22 protein-coding genes and 1 other annotated feature are annotated in these 23,302 nt (G+C 34.8%); of the genes, 5 read left to right on the top strand and 17 right to left on the bottom strand.

Annotated features, from left to right (window positions below; all coding sequences use genetic code 11):
* Positions 1-31: 31 nt before the first annotated feature.
* The 3 genes from EC501_RS13005 to EC501_RS12995 all read right to left on the bottom strand — a co-directional run bounded on the left by EC501_RS13005 (position 32) and on the right by EC501_RS12995 (position 2,708).
* Positions 32-1,246: an argininosuccinate synthase gene (locus EC501_RS13005; protein WP_122972737.1), complete on the bottom strand. Its 1,215-nt coding sequence runs from the start codon at positions 1,244-1,246 to the stop codon at positions 32-34.
* Between the two features lie 174 nt (positions 1,247-1,420).
* Positions 1,421-2,170: an SDR family NAD(P)-dependent oxidoreductase gene (locus tag EC501_RS13000; protein WP_122972736.1), complete on the bottom strand. Its 750-nt coding sequence runs from the start codon at positions 2,168-2,170 to the stop codon at positions 1,421-1,423.
* A gap of 94 nt (positions 2,171-2,264) precedes the next feature.
* Positions 2,265-2,708, bottom strand: a complete 444-nt coding sequence (locus EC501_RS12995; RefSeq protein WP_122972735.1) for an RrF2 family transcriptional regulator — start codon at positions 2,706-2,708, stop codon at positions 2,265-2,267.
* A gap of 185 nt (positions 2,709-2,893) precedes the next feature.
* Between EC501_RS12995 and hmpA the strand changes: the two genes are divergently transcribed.
* Positions 2,894-4,066 carry an NO-inducible flavohemoprotein gene (hmpA, locus tag EC501_RS12990; protein ID WP_122972734.1) on the top strand — a complete coding sequence of 391 codons (1,173 nt, stop codon included), beginning with the start codon at positions 2,894-2,896 and terminating at the stop codon, positions 4,064-4,066.
* Positions 4,067-4,115: 49 nt separating this feature from the next.
* On the opposite strand, the gene EC501_RS12985 is transcribed toward hmpA, so the two are convergent.
* On the bottom strand, positions 4,116-5,063 hold the full coding sequence (locus tag EC501_RS12985; protein ID WP_122972733.1) for an MBL fold metallo-hydrolase: 948 nt from the start codon (positions 5,061-5,063) through the stop codon (positions 4,116-4,118).
* A 152-nt stretch (positions 5,064-5,215) separates the two neighbouring features.
* Positions 5,216-5,434, top strand: a binding site (T-box leader).
* 133 nt (positions 5,435-5,567) lie between these two features.
* Here EC501_RS12985 and proC point away from each other — a divergent pair.
* Positions 5,568-6,374: a pyrroline-5-carboxylate reductase gene (gene proC, locus EC501_RS12980; RefSeq protein ID WP_122972732.1), complete on the top strand. Its 807-nt coding sequence runs from the start codon at positions 5,568-5,570 to the stop codon at positions 6,372-6,374.
* A gap of 328 nt (positions 6,375-6,702) precedes the next feature.
* Here the strand turns inward: proC and EC501_RS12975 are convergent, their stop codons facing one another.
* The 4 genes from EC501_RS12975 to trhO form a co-directional block, all read right to left on the bottom strand.
* The gene (locus tag EC501_RS12975) at positions 6,703-6,933 is read right to left on the bottom strand and encodes an acyl-phosphate glycerol 3-phosphate acyltransferase (RefSeq protein WP_122972731.1); all 231 of its coding nucleotides are present in this window, start codon (positions 6,931-6,933) and stop codon (positions 6,703-6,705) included.
* An 83-nt stretch (positions 6,934-7,016) separates the two neighbouring features.
* Positions 7,017-7,955: a ribonuclease Z gene (gene rnz, locus EC501_RS12970; RefSeq protein ID WP_122972730.1), complete on the bottom strand. Its 939-nt coding sequence runs from the start codon at positions 7,953-7,955 to the stop codon at positions 7,017-7,019.
* A gap of 39 nt (positions 7,956-7,994) precedes the next feature.
* The gene (locus tag EC501_RS12965; protein ID WP_122972729.1) at positions 7,995-9,245 is read right to left on the bottom strand and encodes a DNA polymerase IV; all 1,251 of its coding nucleotides are present in this window, start codon (positions 9,243-9,245) and stop codon (positions 7,995-7,997) included.
* Positions 9,246-9,363: 118 nt separating this feature from the next.
* Positions 9,364-10,317, bottom strand: coding sequence for an oxygen-dependent tRNA uridine(34) hydroxylase TrhO (trhO, locus tag EC501_RS12960; protein WP_122972728.1), 954 nt, complete (start codon positions 10,315-10,317; stop codon positions 9,364-9,366).
* 377 nt (positions 10,318-10,694) lie between these two features.
* On the opposite strand from trhO, the gene EC501_RS12955 reads away from it, so the two are divergent.
* On the top strand, positions 10,695-11,243 hold the full coding sequence (locus tag EC501_RS12955) for a biotin transporter BioY (RefSeq protein ID WP_122972727.1): 549 nt from the start codon (positions 10,695-10,697) through the stop codon (positions 11,241-11,243).
* A gap of 75 nt (positions 11,244-11,318) precedes the next feature.
* Here EC501_RS12955 and EC501_RS12950 read toward each other — a convergent pair whose 3' ends face one another.
* The 9 genes from EC501_RS12950 to EC501_RS12910 all read right to left on the bottom strand — a co-directional run bounded on the left by EC501_RS12950 (position 11,319) and on the right by EC501_RS12910 (position 20,502).
* Entirely contained in the window at positions 11,319-11,870 is a 552-nt protein-coding gene (locus tag EC501_RS12950; protein WP_122972726.1) for a 5' nucleotidase, NT5C type, read from the bottom strand.
* Positions 11,871-11,887: 17 nt separating this feature from the next.
* Positions 11,888-12,970 (bottom strand): FAD-dependent monooxygenase, encoded by a 1,083-nt coding sequence (locus EC501_RS12945; protein WP_122972725.1) that lies wholly within the window; start codon positions 12,968-12,970, stop codon positions 11,888-11,890.
* A complete protein-coding gene (gene ribD, locus EC501_RS12940; RefSeq protein WP_122972724.1) occupies positions 12,967-14,076 on the bottom strand; it encodes a bifunctional diaminohydroxyphosphoribosylaminopyrimidine deaminase/5-amino-6-(5-phosphoribosylamino)uracil reductase RibD in 1,110 nt (369 codons plus the stop codon). The genes EC501_RS12945 and ribD overlap by 4 nt, the downstream gene beginning before the upstream one ends.
* Positions 14,077-14,090: 14 nt before the next feature.
* Positions 14,091-14,834, bottom strand: a complete 744-nt coding sequence (locus tag EC501_RS12935; protein WP_122972723.1) for a GTP cyclohydrolase II — start codon at positions 14,832-14,834, stop codon at positions 14,091-14,093.
* Positions 14,835-15,146: 312 nt separating this feature from the next.
* Complete coding sequence (locus tag EC501_RS12930; protein WP_122972722.1) at positions 15,147-15,872, bottom strand: exonuclease domain-containing protein; 726 nt, start codon at positions 15,870-15,872, stop codon at positions 15,147-15,149.
* A gap of 32 nt (positions 15,873-15,904) precedes the next feature.
* Positions 15,905-16,867 carry a DUF294 nucleotidyltransferase-like domain-containing protein gene (locus tag EC501_RS12925; protein WP_122972721.1) on the bottom strand — a complete coding sequence of 321 codons (963 nt, stop codon included), beginning with the start codon at positions 16,865-16,867 and terminating at the stop codon, positions 15,905-15,907.
* An 81-nt stretch (positions 16,868-16,948) separates the two neighbouring features.
* A complete protein-coding gene (locus EC501_RS12920) occupies positions 16,949-18,247 on the bottom strand; it encodes an ammonium transporter (RefSeq protein WP_122972720.1) in 1,299 nt (432 codons plus the stop codon).
* A gap of 500 nt (positions 18,248-18,747) precedes the next feature.
* Positions 18,748-19,530 (bottom strand): 3D domain-containing protein, encoded by a 783-nt coding sequence (locus tag EC501_RS12915; RefSeq protein ID WP_122972719.1) that lies wholly within the window; start codon positions 19,528-19,530, stop codon positions 18,748-18,750.
* A gap of 234 nt (positions 19,531-19,764) precedes the next feature.
* Positions 19,765-20,502: an SDR family NAD(P)-dependent oxidoreductase gene (locus EC501_RS12910; protein ID WP_122972718.1), complete on the bottom strand. Its 738-nt coding sequence runs from the start codon at positions 20,500-20,502 to the stop codon at positions 19,765-19,767.
* Positions 20,503-20,700: 198 nt separating this feature from the next.
* On the opposite strand from EC501_RS12910, the gene EC501_RS12905 reads away from it, so the two are divergent.
* On the top strand, positions 20,701-21,303 hold the full coding sequence (locus EC501_RS12905; RefSeq protein ID WP_122972717.1) for a TetR/AcrR family transcriptional regulator: 603 nt from the start codon (positions 20,701-20,703) through the stop codon (positions 21,301-21,303).
* A 45-nt stretch (positions 21,304-21,348) separates the two neighbouring features.
* Positions 21,349-23,028: a sigma-54-dependent transcriptional regulator gene (locus tag EC501_RS12900; protein ID WP_122972716.1), complete on the top strand. Its 1,680-nt coding sequence runs from the start codon at positions 21,349-21,351 to the stop codon at positions 23,026-23,028.
* The last annotated feature ends 274 nt before the right edge of the window (positions 23,029-23,302 follow it).

Genomic DNA, 23,302 nt, shown 5'->3' with positions numbered 1-23,302 from the left:
CCGTTTGACGAACGCTTACGAATTTACAAAATTACTGTTTCAATACAGCTTCTTTTTCTTTATTTACTTCAGCAGCTACTACTGTGGGAAGTCCCCAAAGTTCAATGAATCCAACAGCAGAAGCATGATTAAACTGATCTGCTTTTGAGTATGTCGCAAGTTTTTCACTATAAAGTGAATTTGGAGATTTACGTCCTTCTACAATAGCGTGACCTTTAAATAATTTTACACGGACAGTACCGTTTACAAATTTTTGAGTTTCTTTTAAAAATGCTTCTAAAGCAGGACGGACTGGGTTAAACCATAAACCGTCATAAATGATTTCTGATAGTTTTTTCTCGATGACCGGTTTAAAATGGGCCATTTCTTTTACAAGGGTTATATCTTCTAATTCCTTATGGGCAGTTAGCAACACTTTCGCACCTGGAATTTCATAAACTTCACGGGATTTTATGCCGACAAGTCGATTTTCCACATGGTCAATTCGACCAACACCGTGGGCTCCAGCAATTTTATTTAACGTCTGTATTAAATCAGCTAACTTCATTTCCTTACCATTTAATGCAACCGGTTTTCCTTCTACGAATTCAATTTCAACGTATTCTGGTGTATCCGGTGCGTTTTCAATTGAAACCGTTAAACCATATGCTTCTTCCGGTGGAGCTACCCAAGGGTCTTCCATAACTCCAGCTTCATTAGCACGTCCCCACAGGTTTTGATCTATTGAAAATGGTGAATCAATAGTTGCTGGTACAGGTACCCCATGCTTTTGTGCATATTCAATCTCCTCGTCACGGCTCCATCCCCATTCACGGACAGGAGCTAAAACTTCAAGATTAGGATTTAACGCTTTAATTGAAACTTCAAATCGTACTTGGTCATTTCCTTTCCCTGTACATCCATGAGCAACAGCATCTGCTCCTGTACTATTAGCAATCTCAACCAATTTTTTTGAAATAAGCGGACGGGATAGCGCAGATAATAATGGATATTTTTGTTCATACCATGTATGGGCTTGTAATGAAATAAGGGCGTATTCTTCTGCGAATTCATCCTTAGCATCGACCATATATGATTCAATAGCACCTACTTGAAGTGCTTTGTTTTTTATAAATTCAAGGTCCTTTCCTTCCCCAACATCTAAGCAAACGGCGATGACATCCCAACCTTGTTCCTTTAACCAAGGAATTGCCACAGAAGTGTCAAGTCCACCTGAATAAGCTAAAACCACTTTTTTATTTGCCATAAATTAGCGCCTCCGATAGTTCATTTGTGTATTTTTATACATTGAGATAAAAGTTTATACACGAATGGTACCACGGAATAAAAATAAATACAAGTGTATTTTTATAAATTTCTATATTTTTATAGAAATAAAAAGACGCCTAGTCATTCGGCGTCTCATTTTCTATATTTAAGCTTATTTTTTATTAAAAAAACCACTACCCAATCTTTCCACTATTGTGGGAGCTAATGCATAAAGTTTACTCGTTAACGCCATAATACGCGGCAAATTCACTTCCCGAACCGGTCGATTTATCGTTTTCATTACTTCTATCGCTACTTTCTCCGGCTTAAGTAAATACTTTTCAATAGAGTTTCGATAACTATTAGTGGAATCAGCTTTTTGTAAAAAGGGAGTATCAATTGGTCCAGGAAAAATAGCTGTTACTTGTATATTAAATGGGGAAAGTTCCAGTCTTATGCCATTAGCAAGCCCTGTAATAGCATGTTTAGATGCAGCATAAACACTCGCTTTTTTAGTCGCCACTTTTCCTGCCTGTGATCCAATAAAAATGAAGTGCCCAGATTTACGATGAACCATTTGTTTTGCAAGCCTTTTCGTCAAATATATCGGAGCTTTTACATTTACATCAATCATGTCATCGATCTGTTCATCAGATAAATCAAACACGTTGTCAAATATACCTACCCCCGCATTTATAATCGCAATATCGATAGAAGGTAATTGACTACATACTTTTTCAATATCTTGTCGATTCGTCATATCTGCTTGAAATACAGTTGCACCAAGTTCCAATAATGTTTGTAAGGAAGATTCATTCCGACCGGTTGCATAAACTGTAAATCCATTTTTTATACATTTTTCTGTAATAAGTCGGCCAATTCCACTTGTTGCCCCAGTAATAAAAACCGTTTTATTATTCATTAATTTGTATAATTCCTTTCTATCAACTCATACTATCTTTAATGTATATTGAAGGAAAATTTAAAAAGAGTATAGATGCATCATCTATACCCTTTTAAGACTGATCGATTCCAAGTAGTCTATACATTTCGTCTTTCGATAGGAGAAAATCCGCTAACGTATATTTATCTAATACTTCCAGGTAAGCATTAAGAGCTTCTCTTAAAGCGAATTTCAATTGACATGCTGGTGAAATTTTACACATATTATTCTCCTCATCAAAACATTCAACGAGATGGAAGTCTTCTTCTGTATGACGTACTACTTGTCCAATATTAATGTCCTTTGGATCAATATGTAATCGAATACCGCCTCCACGGCCGCGTATCGTTTCGATCAATCCTAATTGTCCTAAATCATAAGTTACTTTCATTAAATGATTCTTCGAAATATGATAATTGTCCGCTATTTCTTGTATTGTTGATAAACGATCCTTCCCTTTTATACCTAGATATAATAAAACTCTTAAAGAATAATCTGTATATAAAGTTAAGCGCACTGTTTATACACCACTCTTTCTCTTTCTGTATTATACCATTATAAATTTATATACAATGAAAATTTTGCCTAAATTAAAGATGTATTCTATATACATCATATGTGTCTAATTTGTTAAACATATATTTGATATATTGCTTTTAAATATGGCGAGGCGTATGATGACGTTGAAAGGACGTGAAGAATATGTTATCACAACAAACAATTGACATTATTAAATCAACCGTTCCAGTATTAGAACAACATGGCGTGACCATTACAAAAACTTTTTACAAAAACCTTTTTGAAAAACATCCTGAATTATTAAATTATTTTAACCATGCAAACCAAGTAAGAGGACGACAACAAACAGCATTGGCAAACACTGTTTATGCAGCGGCTGCCCATATTGATAATTTACAAGCCATTGTCCCTGCCGTTATGCAAATTGCCCACAAACACCGTGGATTAGGAATTCTACCTGAACATTACCCTATCGTTGGTGAAAACTTATTGGCCGCTATTAAAGAAGTATTAGGTGATGCAGCAACTGATGCCATTATTAATGCATGGGCAGAAGCCTATGGTGTAATTGCAGATGTATTTATTTCCGTAGAAGAAGATTTATATAAAGCAGCTGAAAAAGATGGAGGTTGGCGTTTATTTAAAACCTTCATAGTAGCAAAAAAAGTGCCAGAAAACGACATTGTTACTTCATTTTATCTAGAACCTGTTGATGGTGAACAACTGCCTGAGTTTCAACCAGGTCAATATATTACAGTTCGTGTAAAAGTTCCTGGTGATGAATATACATCAAATCGTCATTATACCCTTTCACAGCCTTCTAACAATAATGAATTCCGTATTTCTGTGAAAGTAGAAGATGAATGTGATCCAAAAGGTGTTGTTTCGAATTATCTGCATAAGCAAGTGAACGTAGGCGATACAATTGAAGTAAGTGCTCCTGCTGGCTTATTTACTTTAGAAGAAAGCGGCAACCCAGTGTTATTTGTGAGTGGTGGTATTGGTGTAACACCATTAAATACAATGCTACAAACGATGGAACTCGGACGACAAGTATCCTTTGTACAATGTGCCCGTAACGAACAATCGGTTGCATTTAAAGAAAAAATTGAGAAAAAAGTTGAAGAATTAAATGGTTCTTATCGTGTCCTATATTCAGAAGAAACTGGATACGTTAAAAAAGAAGATTTAGCACCGTTTATTAATAAAGATACAGAAATTTATATTTGTGGTCCTGCACCGTTTATGGAAACAGTTATTTCCATTGCTCGAGACTTAGGAGTTCCTGGGGAACAAATTCATTTTGAATTCTTTGGTCCTGCTATGTCTTTGGAAGCGTTAGCAAACGCAAATTAAAAAAATCCCCCAAATTAGGAGAAAGATTTCCTTTGTTTGGGGGATTTATTTACTTTGTTTTAAGGGAATAAAAATGCACACCATTTACTAATTCCACTTGAACTAATCCATCGCGAACTAAACAATCTAAATAGCCTAATGTTTTTGATAACGTTAATCCCATTTGTTTTTGATAAACCGTTGGATATAAGCACATCGTTAGTTCAATTACGGCTTGTTGGCCATCCATTAATTGTAATAGCTGTTCCATACGCATTTGATCTTTTTCTAAACGAATATCAATTAATTCGTTTACCTTTACAATATCATGGCCATGACCAGAAAATACTTTCTCTACATTTAATTCACGTAATAATTTTAATGATTGTTGCTGTTGAATTAATGATTTTGGTCGAATATTGGATAAATCAATTGGAGGTTCCACTAATGGATTTGGAGTGATTTTTTCTAATAATAAATCTCCGCCTATTACTTCTTTTGTTTTTTCCTCAACAAAAATTAAATGACTTTGAGCATGGCCCGGGGTATAGTAAGCTTTTAAATTCGGATGACCTGGCACCTCATCACCATCATTAATCAATTGGGTTAACGGCCTTGAACCGAATAACTCCATCTCCCCTTTATTACGAACTATGTTATCAATATAACTTTCAGGAACCCCTTGCAATTGTAATTGCTCTCTATAGAAATCACTGCGATAGGATAAAAATTCATCCGTTTTTCTCAACCAATGGTCTACATATTCATGAGCTATAATTTCTGCTTCTGGGAATGCATCAACCCACCCGCAATGATCAGGATGATGATGGGTTAACACGACTTGTTCTACTTCATTCATTTCATACCCTGCTTCATGGATTCCCGATTTTAATGCTTCATATGCTTCTTTCGTCTTTGGTCCGGCATCAAAAAGGGTTAATGCATCGCCCTTCACTAAAAAAGCATTCACATCGCCTTCTGGATATGGTGTTGGAATAACAATCTTATGTATGTTCATGGAAATCCCCCTCTAACCTCATTACAAGCAAAATTATTTTCTCCCTATAATGAATCACTATTCACCCATTTTATCTCTTTTTTTCTTTTTCGTCACGTAAGTAAGTTGACATATTTTAAAAGTGTGCCTATAATTTTCATAATTTAAAATTATCAAATGTGATGATGAAGACAAGTAGATGAATTTATGGTTTAAGAGAGTGCTACATTCGGTGCAAGTAGCATAACCCACTATGTTCATCGAACCTACTTCGGAGCAGTCATGCAAACATGACCGTAGCCTCTGCGATAATGGGGATTCAAGCTGTGTCTAGTCTATAGACAAACTAAGGTGGTACCGCGGAAAAGCATTCAAGCGTTTTCGTCCTTCATTTTAAGGGCGAAAACGTTTTTTTATTTTCGATGAGCTTCACGCTTCACTAGAAGAACAAATTAATGGTTTTCAACTCGTATTTTGAATAATAGCATTATTTTCACATAAATATCATTAAATGGAGGGATACTTATGCAAAAAATACTATTTATCGGTGCAGGTTCGATGTCAGAAGCCCTTATTCACGGTTGGATAACGCAAAACGTTGTAACAAATGATTCTTTGTATATCACCAATCGTTCAAATTATGAACGTTTGGAAGAATTAGAAAAAAAATATGGCGTTCAAATTTTGACAAATACTGAGAAAATTAAAGAAATGGATTTAATTATACTTGCCACTAAACCAAAGGATGTCTATTCGGTTATTGAACAATTCCAACCATTCATTGCTCCAACTACTGCCATTCTTTCAGTATTAGCTGGCATATCTATTCAAACAATCGAAGATGGCTTGGGAAGTCGTCCTATTGCTCGGGTTATGCCAAATACTTCTGCTACAATCGGAATGTCTGCCAGTGGCATTGCCTTTAATAAGGAAGTGTCCGAAGTGCAAAAAACGATATACTTACAATTGTTAGAAGCCGTTGGTATTGTGATTGAAGTAGAAGAAGATAAATTACATGCAGTTACAGCGCTTTCCGGCAGCGGTCCAGCCTACCTTTATTATTTATTAGAGGCATGGGAAAATGTGGGGACTGAGTTTGGATTATCAAAGGAAGTAGTTCGTAAACTCATGGTACAAACTATTGCTGGTTCAGCTGCAATGCTACAATCTGTAAAAGAAGAACCAAACACACTTCGGAAAAAAGTTACTAGTCCAGGAGGGACTACGGAAGCAGGCATTCGCGCCCTCGAAAATTTTCACTTTCATGACGCAATTTTTGCCTGCATAAAAAGCGCAGAAGCCCGCTCTAGAGAATTAGCAAAAGGCGATTAATTCTTCTATTTGATCGTTATTGAAAATATGTTACACACCAATTCTTGAAAAGCTTCATTACCTCATTTGAAATATAACATAATCTTAATTCTACCTTTTTTCCATTTTGAATAGATCAACGTTTAGTAGTTTTACCAATGTATATAGTAAATATTTATTAAAAAATTCCTGTTTTAATCGTAATATTTCCTAGGAAATGTTGTTTTTTACTATTTTCTATTTGTCGAAAGGTGCCATTTTTCCTATTTCCTTCATCATATTATTACAATTCTTTATGTATTTCGAGAAAAAACGCGTTCGCAATTGTTGAAATTTGCGTACGCGTTTTTTATAAAACTCCTGCTTTTATTCTTTTAACAATGGAATACGTTGTATAAATCGCTATAGGGCCAAGGATTATAACGAGAATGAGCCAAAATGTTAACCCATTTGCTGCTTTTAATGCTGCGAAATTTGTAATGATGTAAATAATGACCCCTAAAAGTAACATGTAGCTTAATACGTTTGGAAATATGACAAGTAAACGTAATACAGCAGGATTAATTTTAGTTTGATTCATAACATCCCCTCCTCGCTCTATGATACATAAATCATCTCGATTATTCTACTTTTTTCTTATTTTAGTAGGATTAGTCTCCTGATTTACTCCAACGTTAATTGATTGTTTCTCCATTGGTATAAGGTAAAATCGTTTGCTATAGATACATTAGGAAAGATCTCTTTTGCTTCACTTAATATTTTTTGTAAATCATAGGGTAAAAATCGAGCACTTATATGATTCAAAATTAAATTTTTCCCCTTTGATTCTCGGGCAATTTTTGCAGCTTCCACATTAGTCGAGTGGCCATAACTTGCTGCTAAATGTCCCGTTGTATGATCAAAGGTTGCTTCATGCACAATAATATCCGCCTCATGACTAAGTATTTTTGCGTTTTCACAATACTTTGTATCGCCTAAAATGGTAACAATAAAACCTTTTTTCGGAGGCGCCGTTACATCTTTACTGAAAACTGTTGTTCCATCATTTAATGTTACATCTTCACCATTTTTTAGTTTCCCTAACAAAGGACCTTTTGGAACTCCTAATCGGTTTGCTTTTTCCATTAACAATTCTCCTAACAACGGTTTTTGCTCAATACGAAAACCATAGCAAGGTATAACATGCTCCAACAATTTTGCAGTTACTATGAATTGATCGTCCTCAAATATGACTCCTTCTTCTACCTCAACAAATTCAATCGGATAGGTTAAGTGGGTTTTTGAAACTTCAAAGCTACTATTAATCCATTCCTTTAAACCTTTAGGACCGTAAATCGTTAATGTATCTTCACCACCTAAAAAGGATCGCGAACTTAAAAACCCAGGTAACCCAAATATATGGTCACCGTGTAAATGGGTAATAAAAATTTTTTCAACTTTTCTAGGGCGAATTGTTGTATGTAAAATTTGATGCTGTGTCGCCTCACCGCAATCAAAAAGCCAGATTGTTCCACGCTCCTCTAAAAGTTTTAATGCCAGGGAACTTGTATTTCTTTCCTTAGAAGGCATTCCTGCCCCAGTTCCTAAAAATTGCAGTTCCATTTCTAGCCTCCATTTTTCCTATTTATTTACAGGGACATTTTACTCGATGGAGTCGATATCCTTTAAATCTTCCAAAAAATCTTTACTAAAACTCGTTTTGGAGGCGTAGGTTTGTTTACCCACTTCCATCCCTTTTTGAATGGCTCCTTTACCGAATTTCCGTTCAATATTATCAATTAATTCATAAATCGGTTCTTGTTTTGCGTATTGTTCAAAATTAAAAATAGATAGCTGTTCCACCGATTGTTTTCGATCAAACACATTGGAAACGGTCACTCCAAGAAGTCGAATTGGTGTACCATCCCATAATTGATGAAATAATTTGATTGCTTCTTCATAAATCACGTTTTTATTATAGATTGGATTTTGGAAGGTTTTACTTTTTGAATGATTATGCCAATCTGCATCCCGTATTTGTATACTTAAAGTAGATCCACATAATTTTTTCGCATCCAAACGTTCCGCCACTTTTCCACATATAATCTCAAAGGTTTTTTCCAAAGCTTGAATATCCGTTTCATCTATCGGTAAAGTTGTGGAATTCCCTACACTCTTCGTCTCATATATTGAATTTGGGTCTACCTTTCGACCATCTTCCCCATTCGCACGTGCCCTTAAACGTACTCCATTTTTACCAAGAGCTTGTCGAATCATATATTCTTCAACATGGGCTAAGTCACCAATCGTATATATTTTCAACGATTCCAGTTTTTTCGCCGTACTTTCCCCCACACCATGCATTTCAATGACTGGCAGAGGCCATAGTTTGGAAGGGACATCTCTTTTTCTAAGTATCGTGATTCCCATCGGTTTTTTCATATCCGATGCCGTCTTTGCTAAAAATTTATTCGGGGCAACACCAATGGAACAAGGTAAATCCAGTTCATTATAAATTCTCATTTGTATTTCTTGAGCGATTTCCAAAGGATGCCGTTCAGAAGAAATTTCAGTTATATCTATATATCCTTCATCAATCGATACCGGTTCTACTAGTGATGTATAACTTCGTAAAATGGTAAACATTGCCTTCGATGCATTTCGATATTTTGGAAAATCAGGCGGTAAGAGTATCAACTCAGGACATTTTCTCATGGCTTCCCCAACATTCATCGTTGTATAAATACCCTTTGCCCGCGCTTCATAAGAGCTTGTGACAATTATTCCACGACGTTCTTTTGGATTTCCTGCAATAGCTATCGCTTTCCCCTTCAATTCTGGTCGATGGGACTGTTCTACCGATGCATAAAAACTATTCATATCAACATGTAAAATAATTCTACCCTTCGTCATACTCTCACCTCCATCAATAAAATCAATTCATTAAAATATTATCATATTCTTACAGTTCTATCCTATTTAGTGCAATAAAAAAGGAGAAGGATGATTTATTCCTTCTCCCAATTCATTATTATGCATACATTTCTTCAAGCCATTTTAATTGTTGTTGAACGAATTCTTCAGACAATCCATGTTTTTCAATAAAACGATTACGTTCATGTTTCGAACATTCTAGTGTACAACCACCTAAATGTTTTAATTCATTTTCTTCTGAACATAAAATTTGTTTATTACATTCTGGATTTGAACAGTTAATGTAACGTTCACATGGTGTTCCGTCAAAATGGTCTTTACCAACGATGTTGTGTTCAACTTGGTTAATTGGAACTGTTAAACGTTCATCGAAAACGTACATTTGTCCGTCCCAAAGTTGGCCTTTTGCAACAGGGTCTTTACTATATGTTGCAACACCACCATGTAATTGACCAACATCTTCCCCGATTCCTTCTCGTTTTAACCAGCCGGAGAATTTTTCACAACGGATACCGCCTGTACAATAAGTTAATACCCGTTTTCCTTCGAATAATTCTTTATTTGCCCGTACCCATGCTGGAGTGTCCCGGAATGTTTCGACTTCAGGACGAATCGCCCCACGGAAATGACCGACATCGTATTCATAAGTGTTACGCACATCTAACACAACCGTATCTTCCCGTTGCATTTCTTGCATAAATTCAGCAGGTGAAAGATAGCGACCAGTAATTTCTTTTGGGTTTATATCGTCTTCTAAGCTTAAATTTACAAGCTCTGGACGAGGGCGTACATGCATTTTTTTGAATACATGACCTTCTGCTTCATCAATTTTAAAGACGATATCTTTAAATAAAGGAGAATTTTGCATCATTTCCATATACGCATTCGTATCTTCAACAGTACCTGAAACAGTACCGTTAATTCCTTCATTTGCTACTAAAATACGACCTTTTAAATTTAATTCTTTACAAGCGGCTAAATGCTCAGCGGCAAATGCTGCTGGATCTTCAATCGTTGTGTAATAATAATAAAGTAATACTCTGTAATCCATCTTTTTTTCCACCTATCATGTATATTTGCAAGATATATTGATAGTATATCTTTTTCGTTTAAGTAATCAGTTAACATTTTAAACTTGCATCCTTTAGGCGGATTATAACAAACAAAAACGCTAAAGAAGATTTTTATAAAGTAAAAAATGATTAATTAATCACATAATTTATAATATACCATAAAAGTAATGGTTATTTCCTCATACATAAGTCTGAATTGTGATATTCTCAACTCATACGAAAGTCTACACAAACTTAAGGTTTATTATTTTCAGTTTTTTTAAACGAACTATGTTGACATTTATCGCATAGTATACTAATCTCTTTGTGTAAACTAAAATTAAAAATAAGTTAACACAAAAAAGGGGGTATCCATTTGAAATCAAAAACCTATTCTTACGTTATCACCGCATTTGGTGCAGCAATTATTGCCGTATTAGCTCAAATCACAATTCCACTGCCTCTTATTCCAATTACAGGACAAACTCTAGCCGTCGGTCTGATTGTGACCATACTAGGTACTAAATATGGCACTCTATCCGTATTATTATATATTTTACTTGGTGCAATCGGTTTACCTGTTTTTTCAGGTTTTTCCGGTGGATTTGGCGTTTTAGTAGGTCCTACAGGAGGCTATATTATTGGTTTCTTAGTTCAAGCCTATATCATGGGAATATATATGGACAAATTTAGAACATCCTATCTTCATGCAATTATTTCGAATATTATTGGGATGGTTATAACGTTAGCTTTCGGTACTTCTTGGTTAAAATTTGTCGGTGATTTATCTTGGACTGCAGCATTTATGGGAGGAGCAGCTCCATTTATCATTGTAGGGATTATAAAAGCATTGATGGCAGCTTGGCTTGGGGTACTAGTTCGTAAACGTTTAGAAAGTGCCCATCTTCTACCACAGCTTACATAACATTTTATAAAATCGCTTCTTTTTATTTAAAACGAGCTATTCGCATATAGACGAATAGCTCGACTTTTTATTTGCTTAATAAGAAAATCCCTTCCATGTTGTAACTCTTGGAATATTAACATGTTGATTGTAAGATTGATCCTTTACAAATACTTTAGTGGAAATATCCTTTAATGTGTCAAGTACAGCTGGCTTATCATCAAAATAATAATCCAGGTTCAATTCTTTTATAATGTCAATTTTCTCTTGATCTTGCATGCCGCAGAAGAAATTTTCATCATGTACAGGGAATCCCTTTGCTTTGACCCACTGTCTTGTTCTGGAACAAAATTCTTTCGGACGAGAAGTAATATAAAATATTTCATGCCCTTCTTGTTCAAGTTGATTTAATAATTCAATGGCACCTTCAAAAGCAGGGCAATCGGTAAAATAGATTTCTTCTAAAAGACTCCCCCACATTTGGCTGCCTGTTTCTTTATCTAAACCAAAGGCTTCGTGTATTTCTACAGTTTTTAATTCACGGAACACTTCCAATCCAACATTTACATTTAATTTTCTATTATAAATATGAAAGGCATGTTCCCTTAAATTAATCAGTGTATCATCTATATCAAAACCAAATCTCACAAAAGCTCCTACTTTCCTTATGAATAAATAACAAATTGCTTCGCAAATGTTTGTTCTTTTTCAATTTGAATTTCTTGAAGTCTCGCTACTTCTTTTTTTCGTTGTTTTGAACATTGGATTAATTCTAATTCAGACATCGTTTCCTCGGTTAGTATCGATGCTAACGTATCCGCATCTTTCATAGCACTATTTAATCCAAAGGCCCCTGTTGGTGTCATCGTATGGACCGCATCTCCAATTAACGCAACACCCTTTTTTCCCCACTGTTCTGCATAATTACTATACACATCAAGTAATACAAAATCGCTCCACGATTGAATATGACTCCGAACAGTCCTTTCTAATTGGGGGAATGCTTTGATTAATTTTTCGATAAATGGAGTAAAGGGTTGTTTTCTTAGCATTGGAAACGAACCTTGTTGGATGTTCCAGCCGATTTGGATAAAACCATTTGTCTGGGTAAAAAGAGAAAGCTGCATTCCATCGATTAAAGCCATTTTAATAGTAGGCTCCCAATTGGTAGGTGCTGGAATTTTTGCCCATAATAAATCATAACCATGCTTTCGAACTGTAACATCAATGCCCGCCTTTTTGCGAACGATTGAATAACGTCCATCTGCCCCAATTACGAGGTTACTTTCGATTAAAATCTCTTTGCCATTCTGATTTGCTTTTACTCCTTTAATGGCGCCTTCTTCATCTTTTATTAAATCGATTACTGTTGTACTAGTCATTAATGAAAATTGCTCAAATGTTTTCGCTTCATTGATAAGCACCGTTAGAAGGTTAGATTGTGGAACATGGATACCTAAATGTCCAATAGTCGGATCAGGCAATACCGTTTTAAACAGTTTGCCATCTTCCCAATATTCCAATCTTTCCATTCGGAGCATCCCAAGTTCTTCCACTTTCTCAAATAAACCGTACTTTTTTAGTATTTCTTCGCCTTCTTCATTTAAATGTTCCCCGCGAAATTCCTTTGCTATTTCTTTAAAACGTTCTAAAAGAATGACAGATATATTTTGTTTGGCCAATAAATATGCAAGTAAAGCTCCTCCAGGTCCAGCGCCAACAATACATACATCCCTTTTCAATTTCATTTCGTTTCACCAAGCTTAGGATATGCTGTAATACATATATCCGGTCCAACCATTTCAAATGAATCGAATTCAAGCTGTAAAGCCGCGTCCATCGTATCCACATCTAAACCAGTAAATGGTGTTTTAGAATTTCTTCCACCAAGTATTTTCGGAGCAATGTAAACGAGAAACTTGTTAATGAAACCTGCTCTTAGGAATGAGGCATTTACTTCAGCCCCACCTTCTACTAGAACATCAGTAATCCCAAGTTTGTATAGTTCATCCAGCATGTCATCTAGCTTTAGTCCATCAGTATTCTTTTCGATAGAAAGAATTTTTACACCTTTTTCTAGGAACTGACTTTTTTTCGCCTCATCTACATTCGTACTACAAACAATAATGGTAGGTGCTTCACTTGTATCCGTTACGTTTGCATTTAGAGGCGTTTTCAGTTCACTATCTAAAATAATTCGAATCGGATTTTTCCCGTTGCGATGGGGAAGTCTAGTTGTTAATGATGGATTATCTGCTAATACTGTGCCAATCCCAACTAAAATCGCATCAACCTCATGACGCAATTCGTGAACTTGAAGTCGCGCTTCCTCACTTGTAATCCATTTCGATTGGCCATTACGTGTGGCAATCTTTCCATCTAAAGTCATCGCAAATTTGGAAATAACAAAAGGTTTACTTGTTAACATATTATGAATGAAACGTTCGTTTAACTTTCTTGCCTCTTTTTCCAGTAAACCTACTTCTACTTCAATGCCTGCTTCTCTTAACATGTTAATACCACGTCCAGCAACATTTGGATTCGGATCCGTTGTCGCAACAACAACACGGCTTACTTCCGACTCTTTTACTAACTTTGCACAAGGTGGCGTTTTTCCGTAATGGGAACAAGGTTCTAACGTTACATATAATGTAGCGTCCTTTGCATGTTCACCAGCCATCCGAAAGGCATGCACTTCTGCATGGGGCTCTCCTGCTTTACGGTGAAGACCTGTCCCTACAATTACTCCATCTTTTACGAGAACTGCTCCTACAACTGGGTTTGGATTTGTGTTCCCTTTTGCTGAAGCAGCTAAATCTAAAGCTAATTGCATATACTCATAATCTGTTTTCATATTGGAAATACTCCTTAAACCGTTAATTGCTTTTCTGCAATATGACCTGATTTTTTAATTTTTGTTTCCAAATAATGACGATTCGTTTCAGTTAATCCACCCCATAACGGAATATGTTTATGGGCAAGGAGGCCATGGGATTGCAAAGCTGCAAGTTTTTTTGGATTGTTTGTAATTAACGTTACTGGTTTTTCTCTTAAACTTTCCAATACTCGAATCGCTTCCTCATAACTACGGGAGTCATCTTCAAAACCTAACGCATGATTCGCTTCTACAGTATCGTAGCCTTCCTCTTGTAATATATAGGCTAATGATTTAGAAAATAAACCGATTCCACGTCCTTCATGGTTTGCTAAATAGAAGATTGCTCCACATCCATGTTCTTCAACCATTTTCATCGATTCATGGAGCTGGTATCCACAATCACAACGTTGGCTTCCAAAAATATCACCTGTATGGCAAATACTGTGCATTCGAATAATCGCATCATCTCCATTGAAGAAGTCTCCGTAAACTAAAACGGAGGATTGTTGTTTTGATGCCAAATCTGCATCCACAATATATTCCAATACCTTTTCTTTCGTTTCGAATTCTTTATTAACAGTTAACCATGTATACCATTGAAACGTAGTCTCAAAATCACCCTGTTTAATTGGCAATTGCACTGGACCTACAATACATAAATTCTCTTTATCATTAAATGGTACTAAATTCATTTTATTTATAAGTATTTCTTTTGTATTTGAAAGATTTTTCATCATTCATCTCACCTATCTATAGTTAATCTTGACTGCATACAAAGTTAAGTTACTTTTCGTAACTTAGTTTATAATAATAAGTAAAAGAAGTCAATTAAAATTCCTAGTAGTTTAATCAGCTTTCTATCAATCACAACTTAACTATAGCTTATGTAATAAATGAAATCAAAAAAGGTGCATGCACACAAAGATCCAGTAAAAGAATGTAAAAATTCTTATGACTAGATCTTTGTTTAAAAACTAAATTCAATGAAAGATACTATAATTATAGAAATAAAAAAAGCCCCTAAATGAATATTTAGAGCTTTCATTTTATGACATTTTGGCAAAATGATTATATACGTCATTTAATGTTTCACATCCAATTTCCAATACCTTTTCAACATAGAGACTCCACAGTTTGGCTGTCATTTTCGCATCTCCTAAAGCGTTATGTCGATTTATAACAGGAATTTGATGATGAACACATAGTTGTTCTAGTGATACGTGATGAAAATTTGGTTCTATTATTTTATAAAGAAAGGATGTATCCACTATACGGTGTTTAAAAGGGGTTTTAAACAATTTGGAACTAGTATATTGCATAAAACTCCTTTCATGATTCGCATGATGGGCAACAAGGGTTGAACCTTCTATGAACTGAAAAAATCGAATGAATACATCGGCTAATGGCGGTGCCGATATTACATCATCATTAGTAATCCCCGTTAATTGAACAATTTCCTCTGGAATCTTTTGATCGAAGTGGATAAGCGAATAAAACTCTTGACCTTCTAATATGCGCGAACCCTGCATTTTAATTGCACCAATCGATAAAATACTATCACCTTTTTCCGGTGAAAAACCGGTAGTCTCCATATCAAAAACGACGACTGGTAATTGGTTCAAAGGCACATTCATCGCATTTTCTTTATTCATCTCTTTTTGTAAATGTCTTAAATAAGCCATTTGTTGTGAATTTTGGATGCCACCAATTCCACCGTGGGCGCGTCTTCCTTGAATACCTCTTAATAATTGCATAAATGGTTCAAATGCCATTTGGAACACCCTCTATTACAAAATTTAAGCTTTTAACTTTTTAAAAACGTTAACTCTACTACCGAATCATGTAGCTTTTTGCCATCTTTTAAAATTCGTTTCAACTGTTTCCGTTGTTCTTTACTTAATTTTTTTATATTTAAGTAATGGGTATCATCATAATTTTTCGAATGAAATAAAGACATTCGATAAGTGATCAGCGTTGAAAAGTTTTCAAAGCTATATTGGAGCAAGTCTTTATATCTCACTTTTTTCTTAAGTTGTTCAATCCGTTCTAACGTCGAAGTTTTATAAACCCCTTCTTTTATAGATAAAAGTCTGATGGAATTTACGTATGGTAAAAAGGCAGCGTATTTTAAATTAATACAACCTTGATAAACACCATGTTGTTCAACTAAAATTTGCCCCATCGGACCAATTACAGACTTTATATGTTTAACGTTTGCTACAAATCTACTTAATAGAGAAGGGTGTTCAAGTTGATATTCTAATATAATGGACTTTAATTGTTGGATATAATTTGTATTCCCATATAGAACTCTAGCATCATAAAAAATTTGTAAATAACGAATAGATTCCCAACTTTCGTTTTCCATCCAATGGATAATTTGAGTGCGCCATTGCTCTAGTGACTTACACCAAATTGGATTAGAACTCATAATATTCCCATTACAATAAGGATAACCTACACAATCCATCCCATAAGACAGCTCTTCCCCTAATACTTTGAAATACTGATCATTTTCTTCATTTGAAATTTCATATACGATGCCATGATCTTGGTCACTAATCAACCCTTGTTCAAAACGCCCCCCACTACCAGTAATAAACCAAATAAATTCACATGGAGGTTTTGACCATTCAATTTTGCCCATTGCAACATGTAACACTTTCAACATCACTTGATCATGAAATTCGTTGAGAGAAACGTTACTTAATAAGTAGGAAGAAATATGCGCATCTTTCCACTTTTTAATTGACTCATACGTTTCCATTCCTACACTTCCCTTTTATACAAAAAGCCTCTGAAAATCAGAGGCTTTTTTGATTAAGTATAAAGTATATCACTTATTTATTCATGAAAATTTTTCCTTCGTTGCAGCTGTTGTTAATTTCGCTTCTTCTAACGCCATTTGTTCAGGATAACCGTAGCTTCCGTGTTCAGACATATCTAAGCCCATGATTTCCTCTTCTTCTGAAACGCGAAGACCACCCATCACTTTATCCATAATTTTAAGAATAATGAATGAGATAACAAATGCATAAGCACCAGATGCTACAACACCTAAAGCTTGAACGCCTAATTGTTCCCAGCCACCACCGTAGAATAATCCTGCTTGACCCCAATCAATGTCAGTAGATAGTGCTGGTAATGCAAATAGACCATTTGAAAGTGTGCCCCAAACCCCCACAGTACCGTGAACAGATAACGCAGCAATTGGGTCATCGATTTTAAGTTTTTCAAATAATTGCATACTGAATACGACCATAATACCGCCGATCAATCCGATTACAACCGCAGCCCAGGGAGCTACAAATCCACAAGAAGCCGTAATGGCTACTAAACCTGCAAGGGCACCATTTAATGTTGTTGGAACATCTGCTTTACCTGTTTTAGCCCAAGCTGTAAACATTGCTGCCACAGCACCCGCACCAGCAGCTAATTGAGTATTTAGAATAACATAGCCAAAGAAACCATCAGCAACACCAAACGTACTAGCACCGTTGAAACCAAACCAACCAACCCAAAGAATAAGGACACCTAATGTAGTATAAACCTGGTTATGTCCTGCAAGAACATTCGACGAACCATCTTTATTGTATTTACCGATACGTGGTTTCAAGATCATCGTAGCAGCTAGTGCAGCCATTGCCCCCGTTAAATGGACGACCGTTGAGCCAGCAAAATCTTGCTTCCCGTGCTCTGCTAACCAACCACCGCCCCAAATCCAATGGGCAACAACTGGATAAATGAAAGCACTAAATAGGATGGCAAAAATAACATATACCGATAATTTTGCTCGTTCAGCAAAGCCACCAAAGGCGATTGTTAACGAAACTAATGCGAACATGACTTGGAAAGAAAAATCTACAGCAGTCGTTAAACCACCTTCTGGAGCAGATGCGTCGCCATAGAAGAAATTTGATAACCCGATAAAGGGATTCCCATCTCCATAAATAAAACCATAACCAACTGCCCAGAACACTAAAGTTCCAATCCCAGCTGTAAAGATTGTTTTCCCAGCAATATGACCTGCATTTTTCATTCTAGTCGAGCCTGCTTCGAGTAAAATAAATCCACCTAACATGAAGAAAACTAAAATGGCACCAATCCCTACCCACAGGTTATCCATTAATACTTGAACAGCTTCCATAAACTCATTCTCCCTTCTTTCAAAACTCTACGTTACTTTAAGTTATTCTATGATGTTAGGAAATGTAACATGTTTTATTACGTTTATTTTATCCTATATTTTATTAATGTCAATACAATTTTCATTAATTATTTTCATAGATGTTAGAAAATGTGACATTTAAGTAAAAACAATAGACAACTAGGAAAAATGAAATTCATCGTTATTGATCTATCATCATTTATGTATGCGATTTCATAAAAACACAACCTTTCACTCATATTAAATACATATTTTTTAGTTGATAGTAGGAAAAATGTTCCACAGCAAACTACATCATACTTTGTAATGAAATAATACTTATATGTAACGTTTCTTTACATCAATAAATCATGACTATCTATCACGCTATCCTTTTTCATTTATTAATTAATGACACTTTTGAAACTTTTCCGTTATAAATCGACAAAAAACCCTTAAAGAATGATCTTTAAGGGTTGCTTCACATTTGTAACATATGATTAATTCAAAATTTTCACTTTTACTTTTTTTCTTCCCCATTCCAAAGCTTGATTTTGGGAAGGAATGAAGACGTCTATTTTATTTCCTTTAATGGCACCACCAGTATCCCCTGCAATAGCTTCCCCATATCCTTCCACCCAAACTCTCGATCCGAGGGGAATAATATTAGGATCCACTGCGATTACTTTTTGGTTTGGGTTTGCTCTTAAATCAATTCCTATTGCGGTTGTTCCTGAACATCCTTCACAATAAGCTGTATAAGCTGTTGCTGTCACAGTCATTTCTTTTCCTGTTGATGGTTCTGGACTTGAACTTACCTTTGTGCTTTTAGATGTTTTTGTATTTGTTTGAGCCTTCTTTTCCTTTGTTGTTTTTTCTTGTTTTACTTTTGTCGTTGTTGAAGAAGCATCTGCAACAGTTGTTTTCTTACCTTCTTTGCTATTATCCTTATACAAAATCAGTTCATCACCAGGATGGATTGTGTAGTCTTTTAAATTATTCCATTCCATTAAATCCTCTAATTCAATTTGATGATTCAAAGCAATCCGGAATAGGTTGTCCCCTTCCTTTACTTTGTACGTTTCTGGTTGTGCCGCCTTATAAAACACTTTGTCTTTCTCTAAAACATCATCAAACAGTACATTTTCCAACGCATCTGTAATAATGAGTTGTTCAATGACACCATTCGTGTGCATTGCGGATTTATCTATGTCCATAGCAAAAGAATTTGTAGTAAACGAAAATACTAGAAATAAAGTTAGTAAAGCGATTTTAGACTTCATACTTAGTCCTCCTTACATTTTTTTCGAAATTTGTAATGAAATTTATGGACTAAGTACTCTCCAGGGTTTTACAGGATTATACATATTGATATAAAAATAGAAATAAAATGAAATATTTGTAACATTTGAAATAATTTCATAATCTTCGTTTATGCAATAAAAAAAGACTGATTTCATAGCAATCAACTACGAAACCAGTCTCTTAATGTGTGAACGAAATTCTGTATAAAAAAATTATTGAGCTGTATATCCACCGTCAACTGTTAATGTATTTCCAGTCATAAATGAAGAATCATCACAAGACATAAATAAAACAGCTTTAGCCATTTCTTCATCCTTACCTAGACGTTTCATCGGTGTCATAGAGCGTAATGCTTCTTTACTTTCTTCAGGAATAATTGGTGTATCAATAAAACCAGGACATAATGCATTAATACGAATATTTTGTTCAGCATATTCTAAAGCTAATGAACGAGTTAAATTAATCACTCCACCTTTTGCTGCATTGTATGCCGCTGAACCTGGAGATCCTACCCAACCATACATAGAAGCAGTGTTGACAATTACCCCACCATCAGCTTTCAAAAATTCACGAATTGCTTCACGGGCAACTAAGAACACCCCGTCTAAATCTACATTTACTGTATTTCTCCACTCAGAATATTCTAAGTCGTGGGATGAATGAACACGACCAATACCTGCGTTGTTAAAAACAACATCTACTTTTCCGAAAGTTTCAATTGTTTGTTTAAAAACGTTTGCCACTTCTTCTTCACTTGTAATATTTGCTTTTATAAATAAAGCTTCGGCGTTTTGTTCTTTTAATTCTGCCTCAAAAGCATTTCCTTTTTCTTCATTTAAATCAACAAGTACTACTTTCGCTCCTTCTTTTACAAAAAGACGAGCAGTAGCCGCTCCAATACCAGAAGCTCCACCAGTAATAACCGCTACTTTATTTTGTAATTTAGCCATGTATATACCTCCCAAATAGTTTTACAAAATAGAACCTAAACCCCATTGACTAATGGTAAATTATCCCTATGTAAAGTGTTCTATATTGTTTACAATTTCATTGTACTCTTCTCACTTCATGGTACAATCATTAATATAATTCAATGTGTTGATTACATAGACACTTTTATGCTTTGTGTTGAAATAAGGAGGATTCTAATGGCAAAAGACGATCTCCAAACAACTAGACGCCAAAATAGGACAAAAACCCATTTTAAACAAGCACTTATCGATTTGACTAAAGAAATTGGCTACCATTCGATTACCGTGAAAGATATCGTCGAATACGCGAACTATAATCGAAGTACTTTTTATGTTCACTTTCAAGACAAGGAACATTTAGCAAAAGAATTATTAGAATCAATGTTAAAAGGTTTAGAAGAAGCTGTCGGACAACCATATATTTATGGGCAAAGAGTAAATACATCCCAGTTAACGAAACCGGCTTTTCATATCGTCCATTTCATTTATGAAAATCGAAACTTTTTTGAGCTTGTCAAATATGAAAATACGTTACCTGGTCTACATACCCAGTTTCCGTTGACGATTACTAAAATATATAAAGAGCAATTTATCTTTAAAACGATTAATAATACACCTGTTAATATGGATTACTTTAAATTATATACTTCTTATGGTTTTTATGGATTACTAATGGATTGGATTACAAGTAGTTTTAGTCGATCTGAAGAAGATTTTATCAACGATATTATCGATTTAACAAAAACCCATATTTCTTCTTATGAATACATTGGTAAATAAGTAAAACACAATTTTTATAACTTGAAGAAAAGTGGTGTAAAGAAAATGAAGAGTCGAGTACATGTTATAGCCCCTTATGCCACAATGGTACCTGTCGTTAGCGAATGTTGCGCCCTCTTTCCAGAATTAATTATTCGCACATCCGTCGGCAGCTTAGAAGATGGGGTAAATATCGCTATTAAAGAAGAGTGTGCGACCGATATTTTTATAAGTAGAGGTACAACTGCAAAGTTAATTAAAAATGCTGTAAAAAAACCAGTAATTGATATGCACATATCAGGATATGATTTAATTCGTTCCCTTTCATTAGCATCGAATTTAACGACTAAATCTGCCCTTATTGGCATGCAATCCATTACCCATGTCGCAAAGGCGATTATCGGTTTAATGGATATCCCTATTTCAATTTACACTGTGGAACATTTAGAAGAGATTCCCCCTTTAATTTTAGAATTAAAAAATAAAGGGTTTAAACAAATTATTGGCGATAGGCTTGTAACCCATATTAGCGAAACCTATGGACTGAAAGGATTTTTAATCCAATCAAGTAAAGAAACGATTTTACAAGCACTCGAACGGGCCAAACAGATCAATGAATACAAAAATTATGCAGATGTACCAAGTAAAATATTTGAGCAAATCGTTCAAAGTAAATATAAAAATATTGTTGTTCTTAGTAAGGAAAACCATATCATTTATGAACATTTTTCTACGTTAAATTTTACTCGTGATTTAAAGGATCATTTATACATATTGAATACAGACATGAATGATACAAAACCGAGGGCTTCAAAATTACTAGTAGTAGATAATGATGTAATTGAAATAAAAGGATATTACGTCTCAGAATTTGGATATAAACTGTTTGTATTGAAAAAATATAATCACCTTATCAATCAACACGGTTTAACTGTTCAAACCCATTCACTTCATAAGCCTGTCATTAAAGAATCGAGTTCAATACAACATGTGTACAAACAGGTAGAATTACTTTTCAAACATAAAGAACCAATTTTACTTGTCGGAGAGCAAGGTACAGGAAAAGACTTTATTTCAACTTATATTCATGAAAAACATGAAGATGGATTATTATTAACGATCGATTTTAAATATTTTGATATCAATCAATTAAATACACTTCCAATACAATATGTAAGAACGATTAAATTAAAACATTGTGAATTAATCGAAGAAGTTGAAGTTTTATCTGCATTCATTCAAAATTGTCTAGAAAAACATATTCATATGTTTGTATTATGTGAACATAATTATCAATTCGAATCCTTTGAATGGTTAAAGTGTAATAAAATTCAACTACCTACTCTTCAAGAGCGAAAAGAAGATATCGTACCTTTAATCCACTATTTTTTATCCAAATTTCATGAAGAATACGGGACAACTCCCGTTAAAATTAAAAACAAATCCCTTACTTTACTGGAAGAAACGAACTATCCATTTAATATAGATGATCTGCACTCTATCATGAAACAAATTGTACTAAACGAAAAAGACTATATAATACAACATGAAACTGTTGAAAGAATATTAAAACAACAAAGTCATTGTTTAAAACCTATTTCTTTAAAAGGCACTTTAAAAGAAATTGAAAGAGAAATTATCGAACTTGTGTTAAAGGAAGAAAATTTTAATCAATCTAAGACGGCAGAACGCCTCGGAATTAATCGAGCAACTTTATGGAGAAAGTTAAAAAATGAGGGGAATTAAAGCTTTCTAAGAACTTTACTAAAAGGTCTACCCCGTCTGCTTGAAAGAAGACAAAAATACACTTAAGTATGATAAAGAGGATGGGACATAACTAGCTTCAAATAGTGAGAAAGGTGAATTTGAGGAAACTCAAATTCACCTTTCGCTATTTTTGTGTGTAAATTCTTTTTTTCTTTAGTTAATGGCCGTGAATTTTCTTAAATTCACAGCCATTAACGCGAGGCCCATTTCGTTTTCTACCTTCGATTTTCCTCGTACAGAAAATCGAGTGAAA

Origin of the sequence: Lysinibacillus halotolerans, from assembly GCF_003711845.1 — a bacterium.
GTDB classification, from domain to species: Bacteria; Bacillota; Bacilli; order Bacillales_A; family Planococcaceae; genus Ureibacillus; species Ureibacillus halotolerans.
This window is presented reverse-complemented; position numbering and strand designations above follow the sequence as displayed.